Below are 21,150 nucleotides of genomic sequence, written 5' to 3' on the forward strand. Positions count from 1 at the left end.
CCCTGCCGCGACGGTGCTCACCGGCGCGGCCTCGCCTCGCCTCCGGCCGGTCGCCGGAGGCCGTCTACCCGATGCGGTTGTCCGTTCCCCGCGGGCCCTGGTGGGCCGCGGCGGCGTCCAGGGTGGGATGCCAGTCGAAGATGTAGCCGCCCTCCATCGGCCCGATCACGACCTCGGCGCCCTCGGTGGCCCCGGCCTCGGCGAGCGCCTTCTCGATGCCGAGCCGCTCCAGCCGGTCGGCGAGGTATCCCACGGCCTCGTCGTTGGAGAAGTCGGTCTGGCGGATCCAGCGCTCGGGCTTCTCGCCGGTGACCTGGAAGGTGTGCTCGTCGACCCGGCGGACCTCGAACCCGGTCTCGCCGTACTGCCTGGGCCGGATGACCAGCCGCGTCGGCTCCTCGACGGGCTTGGCGGCGCGGGCGGCGGCCACCATCTCGGCCATGGCGAACGACAGTTCCCGCAGGCCCTCGTGGGTGGCCGCGGAGATCGTGAATATGCGCAGCCCGCGCTCCTCCAGCATCGGGCGCACCATCTCGGCGAGGTCGCGGGCGTCGGGCACGTCGGTCTTGTTCAGCACGGCCAGGCGCGGGCGGTCGTCCAGCTCGCCGTAGGCCGCCAGCTCGCCCTCGATGACCTGGAAGTCGGTCAGCGGGTCGCGTCCCGGCTCGATCGTCGCGCAGTCGAGCACGTGGACGATCGTCGAGCACCGCTCGACGTGGCGCAGGAACTCGTGGCCCAGCCCGCGGCCCTGCGAGGCGCCCGGGATCAGGCCCGGGACGTCGGCGACGGTGAACACCGTCTCGCCCGCGGTCACGACGCCGAGGTTGGGGACGAGCGTGGTGAACGGGTAGTCGGCGATCTTGGGACGGGCGGCGCTCAGCGCGGCGATCAGGGAGGACTTGCCCGCGTTCGGGTACCCGACCAGCGCGACGTCCGCGACGGTCTTCAGCTCCAGGACGACCTCGCGGTCGTCGCCGTCCTCGCCGAGCAGCGCGAACCCGGGGGCCTTGCGCTTGGTGGAGGCCAGCGCGGCGTTGCCGAGCCCTCCGAAGCCGCCCTGGGCGACGACGTAGCGGGTGCCGGCGCCGACCAGGTCGACCAGCACCTCGCCGCTCTTGGCGTCCTTCACCACCGTGCCATTGGGGACCTTCAGCACGACGTCCTCGCCGGTGGCGCCGTCGCGGTTGGAGCCCATGCCCTGCTTGCCGTTGCCGGCCTTGCGGTGGGGGCGGTGGTGGTAGTCGAGCAGGGTGGAGGTGTTGGAGTCGACCTCCAGGATCACGTCGCCCCCGCGGCCGCCGTTGCCGCCGTCGGGGCCGCCGAGCGGCTTGAACTTCTCGCGGTGGATCGACGCGCAGCCGTTGCCCCCGTCACCTGCCTTGACGTACAGGACCACCTGGTCCACGAACTCGGCCACCGTCACTCCCTCTCATCGGCGTGTCCTCGCGGCCCACGCCGCCGCTCCGCCGCGCTCGGCGGGCGCCCCCTCGTGGCGTCGCACTGATATGCGCGCCCTCACGACGATGAGGCGGATCGAGAAGTCGATCCGCCTCATCAACGCGACTGCCGGCCCTCGCCGCCGCGCCCCACGCGCGGCCTGAGGGCCGTGTTCCGTGTCGTTCCCGGTAGGCGGATTACTCCGCGGCCGGGACGATGCTCACAGCGCGGCGCCCGCGCTTGTTGCCGAACTGCACGTGGCCCGCGACGAGCGCGAACAGCGTGTCGTCGCCACCGCGGCCGACGTTGTCACCCGGGTGGAAGTGGGTGCCGCGCTGGCGGACGATGATCTCGCCGGCGTTGACGAGCTGGCCACCGAAACGCTTGACGCCGAGCCGCTGGGCGTTGGAGTCACGGCCGTTCCGGGTGGACGAGGCGCCCTTCTTGTGTGCCATGGTTCGCTACCACTACTTCCCGGGGTTGATGGCGGTCACCTTCACCTGGGTGTACCGCTGGCGGTGACCCTGGCGCTTCTTGTAACCGGTCTTGTTCTTGTACTTGAGGATGCGGATCTTGGGGCCCTTGGTCTCCCCGAGAATCTCGGCGGTCACCTCGAACTTGCCAAGCGTGGCAGCGTCTGTGGTGACATCGCCGTCGTTGACGACGAGCACCGGCGACAGCGACACCGTGGAGCCGACCTCACCGGCGACCTTGTCCACCTCGAGGACGTCACCGACGGAGACCTTCTGCTGCCTGCCGCCGCAACGAACGATCGCGTACACCGCGGAACCCTTCTCCTGGCTGATTGCTTCGCTGAACGCTGCGCCGCTTGCATCCAGCTCCCGTCGATAACACGACCGGCGAACCGAGTAGGCGCGCGTAGCTGGGCGCGCCACCGGACGCACCGATTGACCAGGATACCGGATCGTAGGTGTCTTGGTCGAACCGGACGGTACGCCGGGTCGCCGGCCTATTCGGCCGGCCCTGCCGGTCTGGTGACCTTACGTGAGCGGCGACGCCCCCGTGCGGACGGCTGGGAACCGCCCTCGTCGGAGCCGCCGAGCACGTCGGTCACGCTGTCGCGGACGACCACGCCGTTGGCGACGACCGCGGCCCCGCCGTCCTTGAGGATCTTGTCGGCTTCGGTCTTGGCCTTGTCCAGCTTCTCGGCCACGGCCTTCTCGATCGCCATCTTGCCCTGCGTGCCCCGCGGCTCGGGCTTGGCCTCGACCGGCTCGGTCGAGACGATCAGCCCGCGCCCGTTGCAGCAGTCACACTGCGTGGAGAACGCCTCCAGCAGGCCCTGGCCGACCCGCTTGCGGGTCATCTGCACCAGCCCCAGCGAGGTGACCTCGGCCACCTGGTGCTTGGTGCGGTCGCGGGCCAGGCACTCCAGCATGCGCCGCAGCACCAGGTCGCGGTTGCTCTCCAGCACCATGTCGATGAAGTCGATGACGATGATGCCGCCGATGTCCCGCAGCCTGAGCTGGCGGACTATCTCCTCGGCCGCCTCCAGGTTGTTCTTGGTGACGGTCTCCTCGAGGTTCCCGCCCTGGCCGGTGAACTTGCCGGTGTTGACGTCGACGACCGTCATCGCCTCGGTGCGGTCGATCACCAGGGAGCCGCCGCTCGGCAGCCACACCTTGCGCTCCATCGCCTTGGCGATCTGCTCGTCGACGCGGTAGGCGGCGAACACGTCGCCGTCCTCCCACTTGGTCAGGCGGTCGGCCAGGTGCGGCGCGACGTACCGGACGTACTCGTCCACCGTGCCCCAGGCCTCGTCGCCGGCGACCACCAGCGAGGAGAAGTCCTCGTTGAAGACGTCGCGGACCACGCGGATGGTGAGGTCCGGCTCGGAGTACAGCAGCTCGGGCGGGCTCGCCGACTTGGCCTTGCGCTGGATGTTCTCCCACTGCGCCGACAAGCGCGCGACGTCGCGGTTCAGCTCGTCCTCGGACGCGCCCTCGGCCGCCGTCCTGACGATCACACCGGCGTTCTCCGGCATGACCTTCTTCAGGATGGTCTTGAGCCTGGTGCGCTCCTTGTCGGGGAGCTTGCGGCTGATGCCGGTCATCGAACCGTCCGGCACGTACACCAGGTAGCGGCCGGGCAGGCTGATCTGGCTGGTCAGGCGCGCGCCCTTGTGCCCCATCGGGTCCTTGGTGACCTGCACGAGCACCGACTGGCCCGACTTCAGCGCCGCCTCGATGCGCTTGGGCTGGCCCTCCAGCCCGGCGGTGTCGAAGTTGACCTCGCCGGCGTACAGGACGGCGTTGCGGCCCTTGCCGACGTCGATGAACGCGGCCTCCATCGACGGCAGGACGTTCTGGACCTTGCCCAGGTAGACGTTGCCGACGTAGGACTGGCTGGACTCGCGGTCGACGTAGTGCTCGACCAGCACGCCGTCCTCGAGCACCGCGATCTGGGTGCGCCCACCCTGGCGGCGGACGACCATGACGCGCTCGACGGACTCGCGGCGCGCCAGGAACTCCGACTCGGTGATCACCGGCGGGCGGCGGCGCCCCTGCTCGCGGCCCTCGCGGCGGCGCTGCTTCTTGGCCTCCAGGCGCGTGGAGCCGCGGAAACCCTGCACCTCGTCCACCGAGGTGGAGCGGCCGGCGCGGGGGGCGCGGATGCGCACCACGGTGTTCGGCGGGTCGTCGGAGGTCGCCTCGGCGTCGTCCCCGCCCCTGCGGCGACGGCGCCGGCGGCGGCGCGAGGACGAACCGGCCTCCTCGTCGTCGAGGTCGGCGTCCCTGTCACGGGAGCCGTCGCGGGAGCCGCGCGACGCCTCGACGTCGGCGTCCTGCTCGGCCTGCTCGTCCGCCACGGCACGCGCCTCGTCGTCGAGGTCGTCGACGTCCTCGGTCTCGTCGTGCTCGCCGCGCACCCTGCCCCGGCCACGGCCGCCCCTGCGGCGGCGACGGCGGCGGCCACCGGCCTCGTCGTCACTGTCGTCACTGTCGTCATCGTCGGCGGCGGTCTCGGCGGAGTCCTCGGCCTCTTCGGGCTGTTCGTCGGCGAGCTCAGGACGCTGCTGCGGCGGGAGCACGACGGGCGGGACGGCGGCGCGGGGCTCGGGCGCCTGGAAGATCGGCTGGAACACCGCGGCGGGCGCTTGGAAGGCGACGGTGGGGGCCGCGAGGCGCGCCTCGGCCATCGCGCTCAGCCCGAACGGGTCGGCGAACAGCGACCTCTGGGCCCCGGGCTCCTCGACGTCCTTCTCGGCGGCGTCGTCGGCATTGTCCGCGGTCTCGTCGGCGGTGTCCTGGAGGGTGTCCACGTCCTCGCCCACGGGCTCGTCATCCAGCGGCTCGTCCACGGGCATCGACTCGGCGAGCGCCGCGGCGACCTCGGCCTTGGCGGCCTTCTCGACGCTGGATCGCACCGCCTGGACCTCGGGGAACTCGGGCGGGACCGGCGCGTCGGTGGCCTTGCGCACGCGGCGGCGGCGCGGCGGCGCGACCACGGCCTCGGCGGCCTGGACGGCCTGGACGGCTTCGGCGACGCCCGGGAGCGGCTCGGACACGGCGGGCGCGACCGGCTCGGCCGGGGCAGCGGCCTCCGTGCCGGCCTCGGGCTGGGCCGGGGCGGCGGCCTCGGCGGTCTTCCTGGTGGCCCGTGTGCGCGTGCGCCGCACGGGCGCCGCGGGGGCGTCGGCTTCGGCGGTCTCGGCGACGCCGGGGACCTCCGCGCCCTCGGCGGCCTCCTCCGCGTCCTGGGCCGCTTCCTTCGCGGCCTTGGCCCTGGACGCCCGGGCGGGCTTGGCGGGAGCCTCGGCGCCGTCGGCATCCTTGGCGACCACGCGCCGGGTGCGGGTGCGCTTGACGGGCGCCTCGGCCACGGCGGGCTCGGACGCCTCCGCGACACCGGCCTCCACCTGGGACGACGCCGGGGCGGCGGGCGCGGGCTCCGCGACGACCGCGGCCTGCGCGGCGCTCACCGGGGCGGCAGGAAGCTCCGGTTCCTCCGGCGGCGGGCCGGCCGGGCGGCTCGCCGCACGGCGGCGCACCGGCTTCGTTTCTTGCTGTGCTGTTATATCCCCGTCAGGGCCGAAGGCCCCGACAACGGGCTCGTTGTCGAGCATGCGGGCGTTCTCCCGTCAGCTCCCGGGCGCGTCTCCGCGCCGCGCGGGAGCTCTCGTCTCTCGCTGTGCGCCAGGCCGCGCGGCCCGGCGCCAAGTCCTTATTGGTGGTCACCGACGTGCCGCACAGCCGGTCCCGGCTCGCCGCCGCGCGTGTCGCGGTCCAGGTCGAGCGGGTCGGCCGTTGCACCGGTGCGCGCGTCGAGCGGACCCTGCGCCAGCCTGGTCACCGTGGGGGGTGACGGCGGCGCGAAGGCGGCCACTAGACGCAGACCCGTGAGCACGTCGTCCGGTCGGACGGCAGGCGTAACGTGCCGTACAACCATACGAAGTATCGCACATGGCGGGCCGGGCTCCCGGTCCGCCGTTTCCGCCGTTCCTTCGCGAGCCCTCCACGCGGCCGCGTCGTCGAGGCTTTCGGCCGTCAGCGTGACGACGGCCTCGCGCGCGTCGAAGCGGCGCGGGCCCTTCTTGGTCAGGCGCTCGACCTCCACGCGCTCAGCCGCCATGAACCGCTCGGCGGCGTCCTTCACCTCCGCCGGCTTCGCACCGGGCAGGCGGACCTCCCAGAGCGAGCCCTGCAGCCGGTCGGCCAGACTGCCGCCGCCCGCCTCCACGACGTCCAGGACGTCGAGGCCGGGCGGCAGCGACGCGTCGAGATCGGCGCGCAGGCGGTCCGGCTCGCAGGCCGTGACGACGCCGATCTCCAGATATTCGGCCTCGCTGGCCACCCCGGTGGGGGCGGCTCCCGCGTAGGAGATCTTCGGATGGGGGGTGAATCCCGCGCTGAAGCCGACGGGAACGCCGGCCCTGCGCACCGCTCGTTCGATGGCGCGCGAGATGTCTCGGTGGCTGGTGAACCGCAGGCGGCCACGCTTGGCGTAGCGCACGCGAAGGCGCTGCACCACCGGCGCGGGCGGGGGCCCATCAGGAACGGGGTTCTTCAGCTAAGTCATCCTTCCCGTGTCGATCCGTGTCGTTCGCGAGGCCGTCTTCCCAGGATATGGGCCCGGTGACCCTGCCCTGTCGCGGCTCGTACGGCTCTCGTACCGCTAGAGGCTAGACCACCGTGGCCCGCCGGCGTACCCGACGACCCCCATGGTGCAACGGTTACGGCCGGTATTTGCTTCCATTCGGTGGGTCAGACGACCGTCAGCGGGAGCAGTTTCCTGCCGGTGGGGCCGATCTGGATCTCGGTGCCCATGGTCGGGCAGACGCCGCAGTCGTAGCAGGGAGTCCACCGGCAGTCCTCGACCTCGGTCTCGGTGACGGCGTCCTGCCAGTCCTGCCAGAGCCATTCGCGGTCGAGGCCGGCGTCCAGGTGGTCCCACGGGAGCACCTCGACCTCGTCGCGCTCGCGCGTGGTGTACCAGGCGACGTCGACGGGGTGGCCGTCGAACGCGCGCTCGGCGCAGGACATCCAGCGGTCGAAGGAGAAATGCTCGCTCCAGCCGTCGAACCGGCCGCCGGCCTCCCAGACCGCCCTTACCACCGCGCCGACCCGGCGGTCGCCCCGCGACAGCAGGCCCTCGACGATCGACGGCTGCCCGTCGTGGTAGCGGTAGCCGATGGCCTTGCCGTACTCCTTGTCGGAGCGCAGCGCGTCCCGCAGCTGCCTGAGCCGGTTGTCGACCGTCTCGTGGTCGCACTGCGCGGCCCACTGGAACGGGGTGTGCGGCTTGGGAACGAAGCCGCCGATCGAGACCGTGCAGCGGATGTCACGGGAACCGGTGGCCTCACGCCCGGCCTTGATGACCTTCTTGGCGAGGTCGGCGATGCCGAGGACGTCCTCGTCGGTCTCGGTGGGCAGCCCGCACATGAAGTACAGCTTCACCTGCCGCCACCCCTGGCCGTAGGCCGTGGTGACGGTGCGGATCAGATCTTCCTCGGTGACCATCTTGTTGATCACCTTGCGCATGCGCTCGGACCCGCCTTCGGGCGCGAACGTCAGTCCGGAGCGGCGGCCGTTGCGCGAGAACTCGTTGGCCAGGTCGATGTTGAACGCGTCGACCCGGGTCGAGGGCAGGGACAGGCCCGTGTTGGTGCCCTCGTAGCGGTCGGCCAGGCCCTTGGCGACCTCGGCGATCTCGGAGTGGTCGGCGCTGGACAGCGAGAGCAGGCCGACCTCGTTGAAGCCGGACTCCTTCAGGCCGGCCTCGACCATGTCGCCGATCGTCGTGATCGACCGCTCGCGGACCGGGCGGGTGATCATGCCGGCCTGGCAGAACCGGCAGCCGCGCGTGCAGCCGCGGAAGATCTCGACGCTGAAGCGCTCGTGGACCGTCTCGGCCAGCGGCACCAGCGGCTTCTTCGGGTAGGGCCACTCGTCCAGGTCCATGACGGTGTGCTTCTGCACCCGCCAGGGCACCCCGGAGCGGTTCGGCGCGACCCGCTTGATGCGGCCGTCCGGGTGGTACTCGACGTCGTAGAACTTCGGCACGTACACGCCGCCGGTCGAGGCCAGGCGCATGAGCAGCTCGTCACGCCCGCCGGGGCGACCCTCGGCCTTCCACTCGCGGACGACCTCGGAGATCGCGATGGAGATCTGCTCGCCGTCGCCGAGCACCGCGGCGTCGAGGAAGTCGGCGATCGGCTCGGGGTTGAACGCGGCGTGCCCGCCCGCCAGGACCACCGGGTCGTCCTCGCCGCGGTCGGCCGCCACCAGCGGGATGCCGGCCAGGTCGAGGGCGGTGAGCAGGTTGGTGTAGCCCAGCTCGGTGGAGAACGACACGCCGAACACGTCGAACGCGCGCACCGGCCGGTGGGCGTCGACCGTGAACTGCGGCACGCCGTGCTCGCGCATCAGCGCCTCGAGATCGGGCCAGACGGCGTAGGTGCGCTCCGCCAGCGTCTCGGGCAGCTCGTTGAGGATCTCGTAGAGGATCTGGACGCCCTGGTTGGGAAGCCCGACCTCGTAGGCGTCCGGGTACATCAGCGCCCAGCGGACGGTCGCCTCGTCCCAGTCCTTGACGGTCGAATTCAGCTCACCCCCCACATACTGGATCGGCTTCTGCACGCGCGGCAGAAGCGGTTCCAGACGGGGGAACAGCGATTCGACAGACATGCGTCCAAGGGTAGTTGCTGCCCGCCGGGGCTCGCGCCAGCGCGTCCGAGGACGGTCAGAACGTCCGCTCGCGGATGTGGACGGCCTGGAGCAGCCCGAGGGCGATCATGTTGGCGAACGTCGCCGTCCCTCCATAGGAGACGAAGGGCAGCGGCACCCCGGTGATCGGCATGATGCCGATCGTCATGCCGACGTTGACGAACGTCTGGAAGGCGAACCAGCAGACGATGCCGCCGACCACGAGCGCGCCGAAGCGGTCGTCGCACTGGCGGGCGATGCGCAGCCCGCGCAGCAGCACCACACCCAGCAGCGCCACAACGGTGATCGAGCCGAGGAAGCCGAACTCCTCCCCCACGACGGTGAAGATGAAGTCGGTGTGCTGCTCGGGGACGAACCGGCCCGTGGTCTGCCCTCCGTGGAACAGCCCCTTGCCGAACAACTCGCCCGAACCGATCGCGATCAGCGCCTGGGTGCTGTTGTACCCGGCGCCGCGCGGGTCGTTGGCCGGGTCGATGAACGCCGTGAACCGGGCCACCTGGTACGGCTTGAGCAGGCCGAACAGCCACACGGCCGCGGCCCCGGCCAGGGCGATGACGCCCAGCCCGACGATGTACCGCTTGCGCAGCCCCGCGAAGATCATGGACGAGGCGGTGATCACGGCGAGCACCATCGTGGTGCCGAAGTCGGGCTGGAGCATGACCAGGCCCATGGCGATGGCGGCGGCCGTCATCGCGAGCAGCAGATCCAGCGGGCGTGGACGGTCGGTGCCGGGGGCGGGCTCGGCCAGCAGCGCGCTGAGCATGAGGATCAGCGCGGGCTTGGCCAGCTCCGACGGCTGCACGGCGAACCCGCCGCCGAGGAGGATCCACGAGTGGGAGCCGTTGATCGTGGAGCCGAGCGGGGTGATGACCGCGAGCAGCCCGAGCAGGGACACGCCGTACACCGCCGGCGCGTAGATGCGCAGGGTGCGCTGGTCGGCGAGGGCCGCGATGCCGCACAGCACCCAGCCGATGACCAGGTTGAGGATGTGCTTCTTGACCATGCCGGTCGGCGCGCCCGCCGCCCAGGTGCGCGTCGAGGACCACACCAGCAGCGTGCCGATGACCGACAGCGCCATGACGGCGACGAGCAGCACCCCGTCGACCCGCCACACCGCCGACTGGGCTCCCATGGCCCGCTGGACCAGGGAGCGGCTGCGCGGCACGAGCGCCTGGTTCACTGCACCACCGTCCCGTCTCGCCTGATCGACGGGAGCCGCTCGACGGGCTTGCCCCCGGGCAGGGCCGCCGGGCCCTTGATGCCGTAGATGCCTTCCCAGATCTCCCGCGCCGCCGGGGCCGCGGCCATGGCGCCCTGGCCTCCCTGCGAGACCGTGACGACGACCACGAACCGGGGATCGGCCGCCGGCCCGAAGGAGGCGAACCAGGAGGTGTCCTCCTTGCCGTACACCTCGGCCGTACCCGTCTTTCCGCCGATCTTCACCACGTTCATCGGGAACCCGCCGAAGGCGCCCGCGGCCGTGCCGTCGGAGGTCACCTCGCTCAGCGCGGCGCGAATGTAGTCGCGCGTGCCCTTGTCAACGGGAAGCTTGCCGGTCACCGGCGCCTTGATCTCCTGGACGTGGGTGCCGTCGGGCCGGACGATCGCCTTGGCGATGCGCGGGCTGCGCAGCTTGCCGTCCCCCACCAGGGCGGCGTACGCGGCGGCGAGCTGCAGCGGCGTCACCAGCACGTCACCCTGGCCGATCGACAGGTTGGCTGCCTCGGCGGCCTTCCAGTCCATGCCTTCCACGCAGTTCTCGTGGGCGAGCCTTTTGAGGTAGGCGGCGCGGCTCGGGTTCTTCTTCTCCACCTCGGGATAGCCGTTCTTGGCCCGCAGGCAGCTCAGGTGGTGGGTGGCGTCCCACATCTTCTTCTTCCAGGCGCGGCCGGGGATCCGCCCGGGCACCTCGCCCGGGAGGTCGATGCCGGTCTTCCTGCCGAACCCGAACGCCTTGGCGGTGTTGGTCATCGGCTCCTTGGGATGCGGCACGGGCTTGAGGCCGCCGTCCCGCTGCCACATCTCGTACGCAGCCTTGTAGAAGATGGTGTCGCAGGACTTCACCAGCGCCATGTGAAGATCGAGCACGCCGAGGCCGATGCCGCGGAAGTTGTGGAACGCGGTGCCGGCGACGTCGTAGACCCCGGGGCAGTCGTACTTGCCGTGCAGCGGGTAGCCGTCCCTGATCATCGCCGACACCGACGAGACCTTGAACGTCGAGCCGGGCGCGTACTGGCCGTGGGTGGCGCGGGAGATCAGCGGCAGGCCCGCCTTCTCCGACAGCAGCCGCTGGTACTCCTTCTCGGAGATGCCTCCCGCCCAGACGGACGGGTCATAGGTGGGCATGCTGCCGATCGCGATCACCCCGCCCGTCCTGACGTCCAGGACCACCGCGGCGGCGCCGTCGGCCTTGGGGGCGTTCTTCATCGCGGTCGCCAGCGCGTGGTCCACGACCTTCTGCACGTTGGCGTCCATGTTGGTGATCAGGATGTCGCCGGGCACCGGCGCGGTCTGACGCTCGACGCCGAGCACCTTGCCCATGCGGTCCACCTGGACCCGGCGCAGGCCGGGCGTCCCGCGCAGCGCCTCGTCGTAGACGTACTCCAGGCCGTCCCTGCCGACCAGGTCGACGCCGGAGAAGTTCGCCTTGAGGGTGGAGCGCTTCTTCAGCTCCTCCTCGGTGACCGGTTGCAGATAGCCGAGCGTCTGCGACGCGCCCGAGCCGAGCGGGTAATCGCGCACCGCCTGCACCTCGGCCGTCACGCCGGGGAACTCCTCCTGGCGCTCCAGGATCTGCAGGGCCTGCCGGGTGGAGACGTCGTCGTCGATCGGGATCTGCGAGTACAGGGAGCCCGGCCAGCAGGGACGCGTCACGTGCGGCCCACAAGGACGAATGCGCTCACGCAGCTCCTTGGCCGTACGACCGAGCACCACCGCGAGCCGCTTGAGCACGCCCGCGCCGCCGCCCGGCATACGCTCCAGCTCGGCGCGGTCCACCGAGACCACCAGCGAGGCGCGGTTGCGCACCAGGGGACGTCCGGAGGCGTCGTAGATCTGCCCCCGCACGGCCGGGACGATCACGTCGCGCGTGCGGGTCTCGGTCGCCGCCGCCACGAACTGCTGCCCGCGCACCACCTGCACCTGCCACAACCGCACCGTCAGGACGGCGATCAGCGTCACGACGAGGAACTGGAGCACCACCAACCTGGCGCGGACCCGGATCACACGTGCCTCCGAACCGGATAGGCGCCCGTCGGGACGGCCTCACGCCTGCGGCGACGCCCGGAGAACCGCGAGACCACCCAGAACACCAGCGCCGCCACCGCCAGGTTGTACATGACCAGGGACGGCCACAGGCTCAGCACCCCGCGCCAGTCGGCCCGGGGATCGCCGAGCAACCCGCCCACCCCGGCCGTCAGCAGCGGCGCGAGCATCACCGCGACGATCACCGTGACCGCCGACGCGCCCGGCGCCCGCTCGGCGGCCCGGCCGACGGTGTACCCCACCAGGCAGAACACCAGCGCGTACTGGCCCATGACGTGGGCGGCGGGCGGCAGCAGGTCGGTGACCAGCCCCGTGGCGAATCCCGTCGCGGCGCCGGCGACCGGGCCGCGTGCCAGGGCGAACATCACCACGCCGAGCAGCACCAGGTCAGGGGCGCCACCGCCGGGCAGGGGAAGGCGGTTCACGATCGTCACCTGCGTGATCATGATGAGGCCCGCGAGCAGCACCGCCGTGATCCCTCGGAGCACCGCCTCAAGTCCTTCCGCCGGATCGGTCCCGCCTGTGGTCGCCCGGACGGCCGTCCCGCCTCTCACGCGCCTGCGGGTGCGGGTGCGCCGGCCGCCGCGGGCCCGCGTGCGCCTTACGCCGCTCCGGAGACCGCTGGTGACGCGCGTGCGCGCGGGCCGCGCCCGGCCGCCGCTGGGCCTCCTCGCCCTGCTCGTCGCGCCGGTCTCGTCCCCGTTCGCGACCGCGCTCATCGGGCTCATCACGCTCCTGGCGCCGTTCACGCCCCTCACGGCCTTCACGCCCCTCGCGGTTTTCGCGGTTTTCGCGGTTTTCGCGCGCCGTGGCCGAGGGCGACGGCGAGACGGGCGGCGCGGAAGAAGGCTCGGCGGCCGGAGGCGCGGGCTTGGCGGGCGCGCGGACCTGGTTCTTCGGCGGCGGCGGCAGCATCGCGTCCCGCGGGTCGCGCTGCGGGGCCTTCACGACCACCCCGACCACGTCCAGCGACGCGAAGTCGACGAACGGCCTGGCGTACGCCACCCTCGTGAGCTCGCCCGGGGTGGGTTCCACGCGCTGGATCACGCCGACCGGCACCCCCGGCACGTACGGCACCCCGCGCTCGGAGCCGAAGCTGACGATGCGGCGCCCGAGGGCCAGAGGGCCCGCCGAATCGAGCAGCCGGAAGCGGATGAGACGGCTCTCGGCCACCCGGCCGAGCCCCGTGACCACGCCGACCTCGTTGCCGCCCTCCATGCGCGCCCCCGCCGTCGAGGCCGGGTCGGTCAGCAGCACCACCGTGGAGGTGCCGGGGCTCGTGTGGACCACCCGGCCCACCAGCCCGTCGCCGTTCAGGACGGTCATCTCCGGCCGCACGCCGTCGCCCGACCCGGCGTCGATCTCGACGGCCTCCTCGAACCCGGGGACACCGCGCCGCGCGATCACCTGGGCGGCCACCACGTGGTACCCGCCGAGGCCCGACAGACCCAGCATCTTGGTGAGCTGCGCCGAACGCTGCCGGTCGAGGGTCTGGGCGGTGAGCTCCTGCCGCAGCCGGGAGTTCTCCGCCCGGACCGCCGCGATCTGCCGCTTGTACTCACCGGCGGAGGCGAAGGTGTCGACGAAGTCGCCCACGGGCCGCACCACGCTCGTCCCGGCCTTCTCCGCCACGCCGAACAACGACGCGGCGGCGCCGCGCACCGGCTCGAACAGCGAATCGTCGCGCTGCCGGTGGTCGATCGTGATCAGGACGAGCGCCGCGGCCAGCAGCAGGCCAAGGATCAACCGCGCGCGGCGGGTATCCCTCATCAGTGTCTCGGCTCCATCGGTGTCTCGGTCGGCGTCTCGGTCAGTGTCTGGGTTCCGGCACCAGCACCTGTTGCAGGACCTCGAACTCCTCGACGCACTTGCCGGAGCCGAGCGCCACCGAGTCGAGGGCGTTCTCGACCAAGTGGATCGGCATGCCGGTCTCGTCGCGCAGGCGGTCGTCCATGCCCTTGAGCAGCGCGCCGCCGCCGGTGAGGGCGACGCCGCGGTCCATCAGGTCGCCGGAGAGCTCCGGCGGGCACTTGTCCAGCGTCGACTTGACCGCGTCGATGATCGACTTGAGCGGCTCCTCGGTGGCCTTGCGGATCTCGTCGGCCGACACCACGATCGTCTTGGGCAGCCCGGTGACCAGGTCGCGGCCGCGGATCTCGGCGTGGCAGTCGTCCCCGACCGGGCAGGCCGAGCCGATCGCGATCTTGATCTCCTCGGCGGTGCGCTCCCCGAGCATCAGGGAGTACTCCTTCTTGGCGAACGCGATGATCGCCTGATCCAGCTCGTCGCCACCCACGCGGATCGACTGGCTCGTCACGATGCCGCCCATCGAGATGATCGCCACCTCGGTCGTGCCGCCGCCGATGTCGACGACCATGTTGCCGGTGGGCTCGTGGACGGGCAGCCGGGCGCCGATCGCCGCCGCCATGGGCTCCTCGATGATGTACACCCGGCGCGCGCCGGCCTGGTAGCCGGCCTCCTTGACCGCCCGCTGCTCGACGCCGGTGATCCCGCTCGGGACGGCGACGATGATGCGCGGCTTGGCGAAATGACTGCGTTTGTGCACCCGTTGGATGAAATAGCGGAGCATGCGCTCCGTCACGTCGAAGTCGGCGATCACACCGTCCTTCAGCGGACGTATCGCCACGATGTTCCCGGGCGTCCGGCCAATCATCCTCTTGGCCTCGATGCCCACTGCCACGATCTTGCCGGTGGTCGTGTTGATCGCCACCACCGACGGCTCGTTGAGCACGATGCCGCGCCCGCGCACGTACACCAACGTGTTGGCCGTGCCCAGGTCGACGGCCATGTCACGGCCGAGGAATGCCAGCTTGCTGCCCATGGGGAAGGAAACCTTCCTACAGGTGTTCGCGAGAGATTACGATTCGCATTCGAATCGTAACGTGACGTACCCACTCTCGAAGGCAACGAGCCGCCCGGCTCGGGAAAATCTTGTCGCAGCCGTCGGCCGCCATCCTGACGACCTGCGGAAACGTCTCGCACAGCCCATCTCGCCACGCGCGTCGCACGGGCCGGGCGCGCGGATCGGCGCCCGCCTCCTCACAGGCTCGGAAACCGCGCCTCGCGCCTCACCGATCGGCCGGCACGCACGACGGGCCCCGGCGCGTGGTGTGCGCCGGGGCCCGTCTCACCCCGGCCCTCATCGGGGCCAGGCCACGTTCATCGCTCAGAAACGGTCGGGGAAGAAAAGCTTGACCTCGCGCGCGGCCGACTCAGGCGAGTCGGAGCCGTGCACGACGTTCTCGCCGATCTCCAGGGCGTGGTCGCCGCGGATCGTGCCGGGAGCGGACTTCACCGGGTCGGTGGCGCCCGCGAGCGCCCGGAACGCCTCGACCGCGCGCGGGCCCTCCAGGACGAGCGCCACGAGCGGCCCCGAGGTGATGAACTCGACGAGCTCGCCGAAGAAGGGCTTCTCCGCGTGCTCGGCGTAGTGCGCCTTGGCCGTCTCGGCGTCGAGCGTGCGAAGGTCCATGGCCACGACCTTGAGGCCCTTGCGCTCCACGCGGGCGATCACGTCCCCGATGAGGCCGCGGCGGACACCATCGGGCTTGATCAGGACAAGCGTGCGCTCGGACACGGAAATCTCCTTCGTTGTGAGCCGCCGGGCGCCATCACGGAACGGCCGGCGAAAGGGGAAGCTGTCCGCAGCTTACCGGGCGTCGGTGCCCTCCCCGTTCCCGTCCGTCCCGGCCCCGGCCTCGGGAGATCGGGTCGGGGCGGGCACCACCGGGATCATCGCCGTCCCCGGATCACGACCCGGATCGTCGTCCGGCCGCGCCACGCTCCCCTCGGCCGCCGGCGCCGGGTCCTCCGCCGCCCCCCACGCGCCGTCATCAGGCGAAACGGGAGGAAGGGCGTCCATGGCGCGCTCGGCCGTACGGGTCGCCAGCACGGCGCCCAGCACCAGGATGATGACGACGGCGAAGCCCGCGACCAGCGCCCACAGGTGCAGCGCCCCGACGAAACCGTCCACCATCGCCTGCGAGGTCACCTGTCCCGACGTGCTGACCGCGCGCAGCCGCTCCACCTGGACTCCCGTACCGAGCAAGAAGCCGCTGAGGACCGCCGGGAAGCACAAGGACAGGCCGAACAGCGCCCCGGACAGGCTCACCCCCCGGACCGCCGACGCGACCGCCACGGCGGCGCCCCCCGCCATCAGCGTGAACGGCACGAGCAGCGGCATGCCCGAGGCCGTGGGGGCCAGCAGCCGGATCACGCACAACCCGACCACCATGGTCACCAGGCCCGCGCCGACCAGCTTGGGGACCTGCGCCTCGCCCAGCCTGCCCGCCGCCAGCGCGACGGCGAACGTCAGCAGCGCCGCCAGCCCGAACGGAACCCATAGCCCCGACAGACCCGGGCCGCCCAGGCCGCCCAGTTCGACGTACGTCAACTGGGCGGCGGTCGGGAGGACGACCAGGCCGACGGCGATCATCACCAGCGCGACCACCCGCCCGCCGGCCCCTTCCACCCGGCCGGCGAACGCCGACGCCAGCAGCGCCACCACCGCGACCGCCGCCACGACGACGATCAGCCCCGGAGGCCAGCCGAACGTCGAGCCGAAGGCCAGGACCGCGATGCCCGCCGAGGGCCCGGCCGTGCAGGCCAGCCGCCTGCCCCCGCCGGCGGCGGAGGCGCGCGACGCGCCGTCCCCGGCAGCCGGGACCCCCGCCTGTGGAACCTCGCCGTCCCTGGTCAGACGGGTGACCGTGAAGTACGCCGCCGCCAGGAGCAGCGCGACGCCCGTCAGCAGCGGGTACGGCTGGAGCGTCACCCGCCACGACGTGACCTGGTCGAGCGGCCACAGGGCCAGCGCCTGCGCCGCCAGGAACGCCACCGCCAGGGACGCCGCCCAGATCGGCAGCAGGACGCCGCGGGCCGGGCCCGGACGTTCCCGGCACGCGGCGAACGTCGCCGGGACGAGCACGCCGGCCGCGATGCCGTGCAGAACCCGCAGAACCCCGACGCCGAACGTGGAAGCCGCGAAACCGCCCGCGACATCGGCCACGGCGAGCAGCCCCAGCCCCGCGACCAGGACCGGCGCGGGCGCTAACCGTCCGAGGGCCGCCGCGGTGAGCGGCACCGCACAGAGCATCACCGGCAGGGCGAGCCCATGGGCCCTTAAGATGCCGACCCCCGCGATGTCCGGAGGCAGCAGGGCGGACACCACCGAGATGGTGTTCGGAATGGCCACGATCGCCAGCGGAAGGGCGAGCGTGGTGAGCAGCCCGACGATCACGTCGAGCAGCAGGGGGAGACGATTGACCCGGCCGAGGACCGTGAGGCCCGTGGCCTGGATTGGGGGGACGGCCATACCGGCCGACTTTAGCGCTAAGTCACGCCCTCGACACGTCGAGCGACGAAGATTGCCGTGATCCACAGTACGGCGAAGATCACACCGAGGAAGAACATCAACGGGACGAGAAAGCCGGTCGCGATGGCCAGCACCTGCACCACGCTGCCCGCGATGTACGCGAAGGGCCGTTTCAGCAGCCCGGCGACCACCACGCACACCACCGCGAGCCCCACGCCCACCGTGACGGCCAGGGCCGGGGCGACCTTGTTGATCACGATGGCGACGGGCGTCACCAGCGCGAGGACGATCGCCTCCATGCCGAGCACGCTCGCGCCGAGGCGCCGCATCCCGGGAGTGACGGTGAAGCCACGCCGAGGGCGGGCGTCCGGCCGTTCCGCGGTCACCTGTCGGCCTTCAGCAGAGTGCGGGCATCGCCCACGGTCACGACGGAACCGGTGATCAGCACCCCGGAGCCGAGCTCGTCGCCCTGGTCGGCGAGGCCCATCGCCATGTCGATGGCGTCGTCCAGCCGCTCGGCCACGTGGACGCGCTCGGCACCGAACGGACCCTCCGCCCGTTCGGCCAGCTCAGCCGCGTCCATGGACCTCGGCGAGGAGTTCCGCGTCACCACCAGTTCCTCCACGATCGGCTCCAGCAGTTCGAGGATCGTGTCGACGTCCTTGTCCCCCATCACCGCGACCACCGCGATCAGGCGGGTGAACCCGAACGCCTCGATGACCGCCTCGACCGTCGCCTCCATGCCGCCGGGATTGTGCGCCGCGTCCACGATCACCGTCGGGCCGCGCCGCAGGACCTCGAGGCGACCCGGGCTGGACACCTCGGCGAACGCCTGCCGCACGAGTTCGTCGCCGAGCGGCTCGTCACCGGCCGTCAGCGCCTCCACGGCGGCCAGCGCGAGCGCGGCGTTGCCGGCCTGGTGGGGTCCGTACAGCGGGAGGAAGACGTCCTCGTACACGCCCTTGAGGCCCTTGAGCTGGAGGAGCTGCCCGCCCATGGCAAGCTCGCGGTGCAGGACGCCGAACTCCAGGCCCTCGCGCGCCACCGTGGCGCCGGCCTCCGCCGCGCGCCTCACGAGGACCTCGGCGGCCGGCAGGGGCTGCTGAGCCAGCACGGCCGTCGCGCCGGGCTTGATGATGCCCGCCTTCTCGCCCGCGATCGTCTCGACGTCGGGCCCCAGGTACTCGGTGTGGTCCAGCGAGATCGGCGTGATCACCGCGACCGTGCCGTCCGCGACGTTGGTGGCGTCCCACGTGCCGCCCAGGCCGGTCTCGATCACGGCCACGTCCACCGGCGCGTCCGCGAACGCGGCGTACGCCATCCCCGTGAGCACCTCGAAGAAGCTGAGCCGACCGGCCTTGGCGTCGACGATCTCCAGGTACGGCTCCAGCTCGCGGTAGACCTCGATGAAGCGCTCCTCGGACAGAGGGACGCCGTCGACGCAGATGCGCTCGCGCATCTGCGAGAGCTCGGGGCTGGTGTACCGGCCGGTCCGCAGGTTCCTGGCGCGCAGCAGCGCGTCGATCATGCGGGCCGTGCTCGACTTGCCGTTGGTGCCGGCGATGTGGACCACCGGGTACATCTTCTGCGGATGCCCGAGGATGTCGGCCAGACTCGCGATGCGATCCAGCGTCGGATCGATTTCCCATTCAACGCCGCGCCCGCGGATCGCGGCTTCGACGACGCGGATCTCCTGCCCTGACATCACATCGTCAGCTTAGCCGTGCCCACCACCGCCGCTCCCCGATACCCACCACCCACCCGATACAGGCGGAGGGCGTCCCGCTAACTGCCCGGCAGAGGATGCGCGGCACGTGGCGGCGTAACTCCTCCCCGGACACCACCCTTGAGGATCTTGAGGGGCGAGGGCCGACGGGCGCTACCAGCAGGGCGACCGCAGGCACACCGGCACGATCCGGACATTGACCCGGCAATACAATCTTCCCGTGAGCTCGGACGACGTGTTCTTCGCCGAATGGCGGTCCCGCGGCGGCGGCGAGCGCCGCAGCCTCGCCCGGGCCCGTCATCTGCTCGACCTGGTCGGCTGCCCGGAGGCGAGCGCTCCTGTCCTCATCGTCGTCGGGTCCAAGGGCAAGGGCACCGCGGCGACGTACGCGTCGGCCTACTTCGCCGCCGCCGGCCTCAAGGTCGTCTCCGTCACCAGCCCCGCGCTCCGTACCAACCGCGAACGCATCAGGGTGAACGGCGCCGCCATCTCGGACGCCAAGCTGAGGGCCCTCGCCGCGCAGATCTCCAAGGGCTTGCGCGGCATGCCGGACCGCGAAGCCCTCCCGGGGTACCTCTCACCCGCCGGGCTGTTCACCGTCGCCGGCGTCATGCACGCGCGGGACGTGGGCGCCAATGTCATCGTGCTCGAAGCCGGCATGGGCGGCGAATCCGACGAGGTGTCGCTGTTCCCTCCGTACACGGTCGCGATGACCGAGATCTTCGGCGAACACCTCGGAGTCCTCGGCGACACCCCCGCGGAGATCGCCCGCGAAAAGGCCTCCGTCACGTCCGAACGGACCCGCGCCGTCCTCTCACTGCCACAACGGCCACCCGTCCAGGACGCGATCAACACGGTAGTCCGTTCCCGCGCCCACCTTGATGCAGAGATCCTGAGCACCGACTCAGGCACGCCACCCGCGAGCATCCTCCCGCCGTCCTATGGCCGATGGAACGCCACCCTCGGTTGCGCGGCCGCCGCCCGGACACTGTCACTGCTGGGCGGGGACCAGCCCAGCCGTCAGAGGCTGCACGAGGTGCTCGAGTCGGTGCGCCTTCCGGGACGCCTGTCCTTCCACACGCTGCCCGAGAGCGGCACCGAGTTGTGCGTCGATTCCGCCATCAACCGAGCGGGCGTCGCCACGGCCCTCAAGATGGTCCGCGAACGCTGGCCCGACATCGACCACGTCCTGCTGTGCCTCCCGGACCACAAGGACGTCCAAGGAGTCGTGACCGAACTCGACGGCCTCCCCGTCACCTTCGTACGCCTCGCACTCCCGCACCTCCGCTTTGACAGCCCCCTCCCAGCAGGCTGGACGGTCATCGACGAAGACGCCCTGACCCGCCGCCTCCTCACTGAAGCCGGAGAACACGTCCTGGCCCTGGGAACCGTCTACTTCACCGGCAAAATCCTCAACACCATAGACGCCCCCACCGAACAACTGTTCACCCCATAATCAGCAGCGCGCCCCCACATCGACGCAATCCGCAACGCGACCACGGTTACCGACCGAACCACCACACCGGGCCCCTACACGGGCGCGGCGGAGAGGGGCGGTTGAGCCGGGACACGGGCCCCGCGGCCGGGCAAGCAAAAAGCCGGGCCCAGAGGGGAGACAACCCCTCCAGAACCCGGCCGGCACCAGCCCAGCACACGGAAAAACCTGACCAACCCAGCAAAACAGAACCCGGCAACCAGGCCACCAGATCGAACACACACGGATCGAACACAAACAGGCACGAGAAGCACAGAAAACACCCCGGAAACGCAGGAAGGCCACCCGGCATCCGGGTGGCCCTCCTACATCAATCAAAAATTGTCCGGCGGTGTCCTACTCTCCCACACCGTCCCCGGTGCAGTACCATCGGCGCTGGAAAGCTTAACTTCCGGGTTCGGAATGTAACCGGGTGTTTCCCTTCCGCTAAAACCGCCGTAACCCCTCGAAACACTCAAACCGAGCACACCAACACCAGAACAGCCTTCTCCGCTGCCCTACTGACAGTGCGGGTCTCAGGTTTGCTGTCTCTGAGATCACACAGTGGACGCGAGCACACCAACACACGCAACAGCCTGCCACAACAGCCTGCCGACCACGGGTTAGCATTTGCTTTATGGTCAAGTCCTCGGCCTATTAGTACCGGTCAGCTCCACACCTTACAATGCTTCCACACCCGGCCTATCAACCCAGTCATCACCTGGGA

General features: G+C 71.1%; 16 protein-coding genes and 2 rRNA genes. 1 reads left to right on the plus strand and 17 read right to left on the minus strand.

Annotated features, from left to right (window positions below):
* Window positions 1-64 precede the first annotated feature (64 nt).
* From obgE to AB0H21_RS04155, 15 genes are all read right to left on the minus strand, one after another.
* Window positions 65-1,417, minus strand: coding sequence for a GTPase ObgE (gene obgE / locus AB0H21_RS04085; RefSeq protein ID WP_358511280.1), 1,353 nt, complete (start codon window positions 1,415-1,417; stop codon window positions 65-67).
* Between the two features lie 217 nt (window positions 1,418-1,634).
* Window positions 1,635-1,892 (minus strand): 50S ribosomal protein L27, encoded by a 258-nt coding sequence (gene rpmA / locus AB0H21_RS04090; protein ID WP_184979518.1) that lies wholly within the window; start codon window positions 1,890-1,892, stop codon window positions 1,635-1,637.
* Between the two features lie 12 nt (window positions 1,893-1,904).
* A complete protein-coding gene (gene rplU, locus AB0H21_RS04095) occupies window positions 1,905-2,219 on the minus strand; it encodes a 50S ribosomal protein L21 (protein ID WP_114032603.1) in 315 nt (104 codons plus the stop codon).
* Between the two features lie 188 nt (window positions 2,220-2,407).
* Window positions 2,408-5,524 (minus strand): Rne/Rng family ribonuclease, encoded by a 3,117-nt coding sequence (locus tag AB0H21_RS04100; protein WP_358511284.1) that lies wholly within the window; start codon window positions 5,522-5,524, stop codon window positions 2,408-2,410.
* Between the two features lie 98 nt (window positions 5,525-5,622).
* On the minus strand, window positions 5,623-6,429 hold the full coding sequence (locus AB0H21_RS04105; protein WP_358511287.1) for a TIGR03936 family radical SAM-associated protein: 807 nt from the start codon (window positions 6,427-6,429) through the stop codon (window positions 5,623-5,625).
* A gap of 233 nt (window positions 6,430-6,662) precedes the next feature.
* A complete protein-coding gene (locus AB0H21_RS04110) occupies window positions 6,663-8,585 on the minus strand; it encodes a TIGR03960 family B12-binding radical SAM protein (protein WP_358511290.1) in 1,923 nt (640 codons plus the stop codon).
* A gap of 55 nt (window positions 8,586-8,640) precedes the next feature.
* Window positions 8,641-9,804: a rod shape-determining protein RodA gene (rodA, locus tag AB0H21_RS04115; protein ID WP_358511292.1), complete on the minus strand. Its 1,164-nt coding sequence runs from the start codon at window positions 9,802-9,804 to the stop codon at window positions 8,641-8,643.
* Complete coding sequence (mrdA, locus tag AB0H21_RS04120; protein WP_358511295.1) at window positions 9,801-11,849, minus strand: penicillin-binding protein 2; 2,049 nt, start codon at window positions 11,847-11,849, stop codon at window positions 9,801-9,803. Before mrdA ends, rodA begins: the two co-directional genes overlap by 4 nt.
* On the minus strand, window positions 11,846-12,376 hold the full coding sequence (gene mreD / locus AB0H21_RS04125; protein ID WP_358511298.1) for a rod shape-determining protein MreD: 531 nt from the start codon (window positions 12,374-12,376) through the stop codon (window positions 11,846-11,848). Before mreD ends, mrdA begins: the two co-directional genes overlap by 4 nt.
* Window positions 12,377-12,380: 4 nt before the next feature.
* Window positions 12,381-13,658 (minus strand): rod shape-determining protein MreC, encoded by a 1,278-nt coding sequence (gene mreC, locus AB0H21_RS04130; protein WP_358511300.1) that lies wholly within the window; start codon window positions 13,656-13,658, stop codon window positions 12,381-12,383.
* Between the two features lie 40 nt (window positions 13,659-13,698).
* Window positions 13,699-14,730 carry a rod shape-determining protein gene (locus tag AB0H21_RS04135; protein ID WP_358511303.1) on the minus strand — a complete coding sequence of 344 codons (1,032 nt, stop codon included), beginning with the start codon at window positions 14,728-14,730 and terminating at the stop codon, window positions 13,699-13,701.
* 345 nt (window positions 14,731-15,075) lie between these two features.
* Window positions 15,076-15,486, minus strand: a complete 411-nt coding sequence (ndk, locus tag AB0H21_RS04140; RefSeq protein ID WP_358511306.1) for a nucleoside-diphosphate kinase — start codon at window positions 15,484-15,486, stop codon at window positions 15,076-15,078.
* Window positions 15,487-15,558: 72 nt separating this feature from the next.
* Window positions 15,559-17,223 carry a hypothetical protein gene (locus AB0H21_RS04145; protein WP_358511309.1) on the minus strand — a complete coding sequence of 555 codons (1,665 nt, stop codon included), beginning with the start codon at window positions 17,221-17,223 and terminating at the stop codon, window positions 15,559-15,561.
* A 17-nt stretch (window positions 17,224-17,240) separates the two neighbouring features.
* Window positions 17,241-17,609, minus strand: a complete 369-nt coding sequence (locus AB0H21_RS04150; RefSeq protein WP_358511312.1) for a DUF4233 domain-containing protein — start codon at window positions 17,607-17,609, stop codon at window positions 17,241-17,243.
* Entirely contained in the window at window positions 17,606-18,928 is a 1,323-nt protein-coding gene (locus AB0H21_RS04155; RefSeq protein WP_358511391.1) for a folylpolyglutamate synthase/dihydrofolate synthase family protein, read from the minus strand. Before AB0H21_RS04155 ends, AB0H21_RS04150 begins: the two co-directional genes overlap by 4 nt.
* 241 nt (window positions 18,929-19,169) lie before the next feature.
* Here AB0H21_RS04155 and AB0H21_RS04160 point away from each other — a divergent pair, with 241 nt between their 5' ends.
* On the plus strand, window positions 19,170-20,405 hold the full coding sequence (locus AB0H21_RS04160) for a hypothetical protein (protein ID WP_358511315.1): 1,236 nt from the start codon (window positions 19,170-19,172) through the stop codon (window positions 20,403-20,405).
* A gap of 362 nt (window positions 20,406-20,767) precedes the next feature.
* Here the strand turns inward: AB0H21_RS04160 and rrf are convergent.
* A 5S ribosomal RNA gene (rrf, locus tag AB0H21_RS04165) occupies window positions 20,768-20,884 on the minus strand.
* Window positions 20,885-21,060: 176 nt separating this feature from the next.
* Window positions 21,061-21,150 (minus strand): 23S ribosomal RNA (locus tag AB0H21_RS04170); the annotation flags it as partial.

The organism is Sphaerisporangium sp. NPDC051011 (assembly GCF_040653595.1).
Classification (GTDB): domain Bacteria; phylum Actinomycetota; class Actinomycetes; order Streptosporangiales; family Streptosporangiaceae; genus Sphaerisporangium.

What these genes read in the sequence shown, in the direction of transcription:
- rpmA (WP_184979518.1), bottom strand. Translation starts at nt 1,892, where the DNA reads ATGGCACACAAGAAGGGCGCCTCGTCCACCCGGAACGGCCGTGACTCC.
- AB0H21_RS04100 (WP_358511284.1), bottom strand. Translation starts at nt 5,524, where the DNA reads ATGCTCGACAACGAGCCCGTTGTCGGGGCCTTCGGCCCTGACGGGGAT.
- AB0H21_RS04110 (WP_358511290.1), bottom strand. Translation starts at nt 8,585, where the DNA reads ATGTCTGTCGAATCGCTGTTCCCCCGTCTGGAACCGCTTCTGCCGCGC.
- mreC (WP_358511300.1), bottom strand. Translation starts at nt 13,658, where the DNA reads ATGAGGGATACCCGCCGCGCGCGGTTGATCCTTGGCCTGCTGCTGGCC.
- AB0H21_RS04135 (WP_358511303.1), bottom strand. Translation starts at nt 14,730, where the DNA reads ATGGGCAGCAAGCTGGCATTCCTCGGCCGTGACATGGCCGTCGACCTG.
- AB0H21_RS04145 (WP_358511309.1), bottom strand. Translation starts at nt 17,223, where the DNA reads ATGGCCGTCCCCCCAATCCAGGCCACGGGCCTCACGGTCCTCGGCCGG.
- AB0H21_RS04155 (WP_358511391.1), bottom strand. Translation starts at nt 18,928, where the DNA reads ATGTCAGGGCAGGAGATCCGCGTCGTCGAAGCCGCGATCCGCGGGCGC.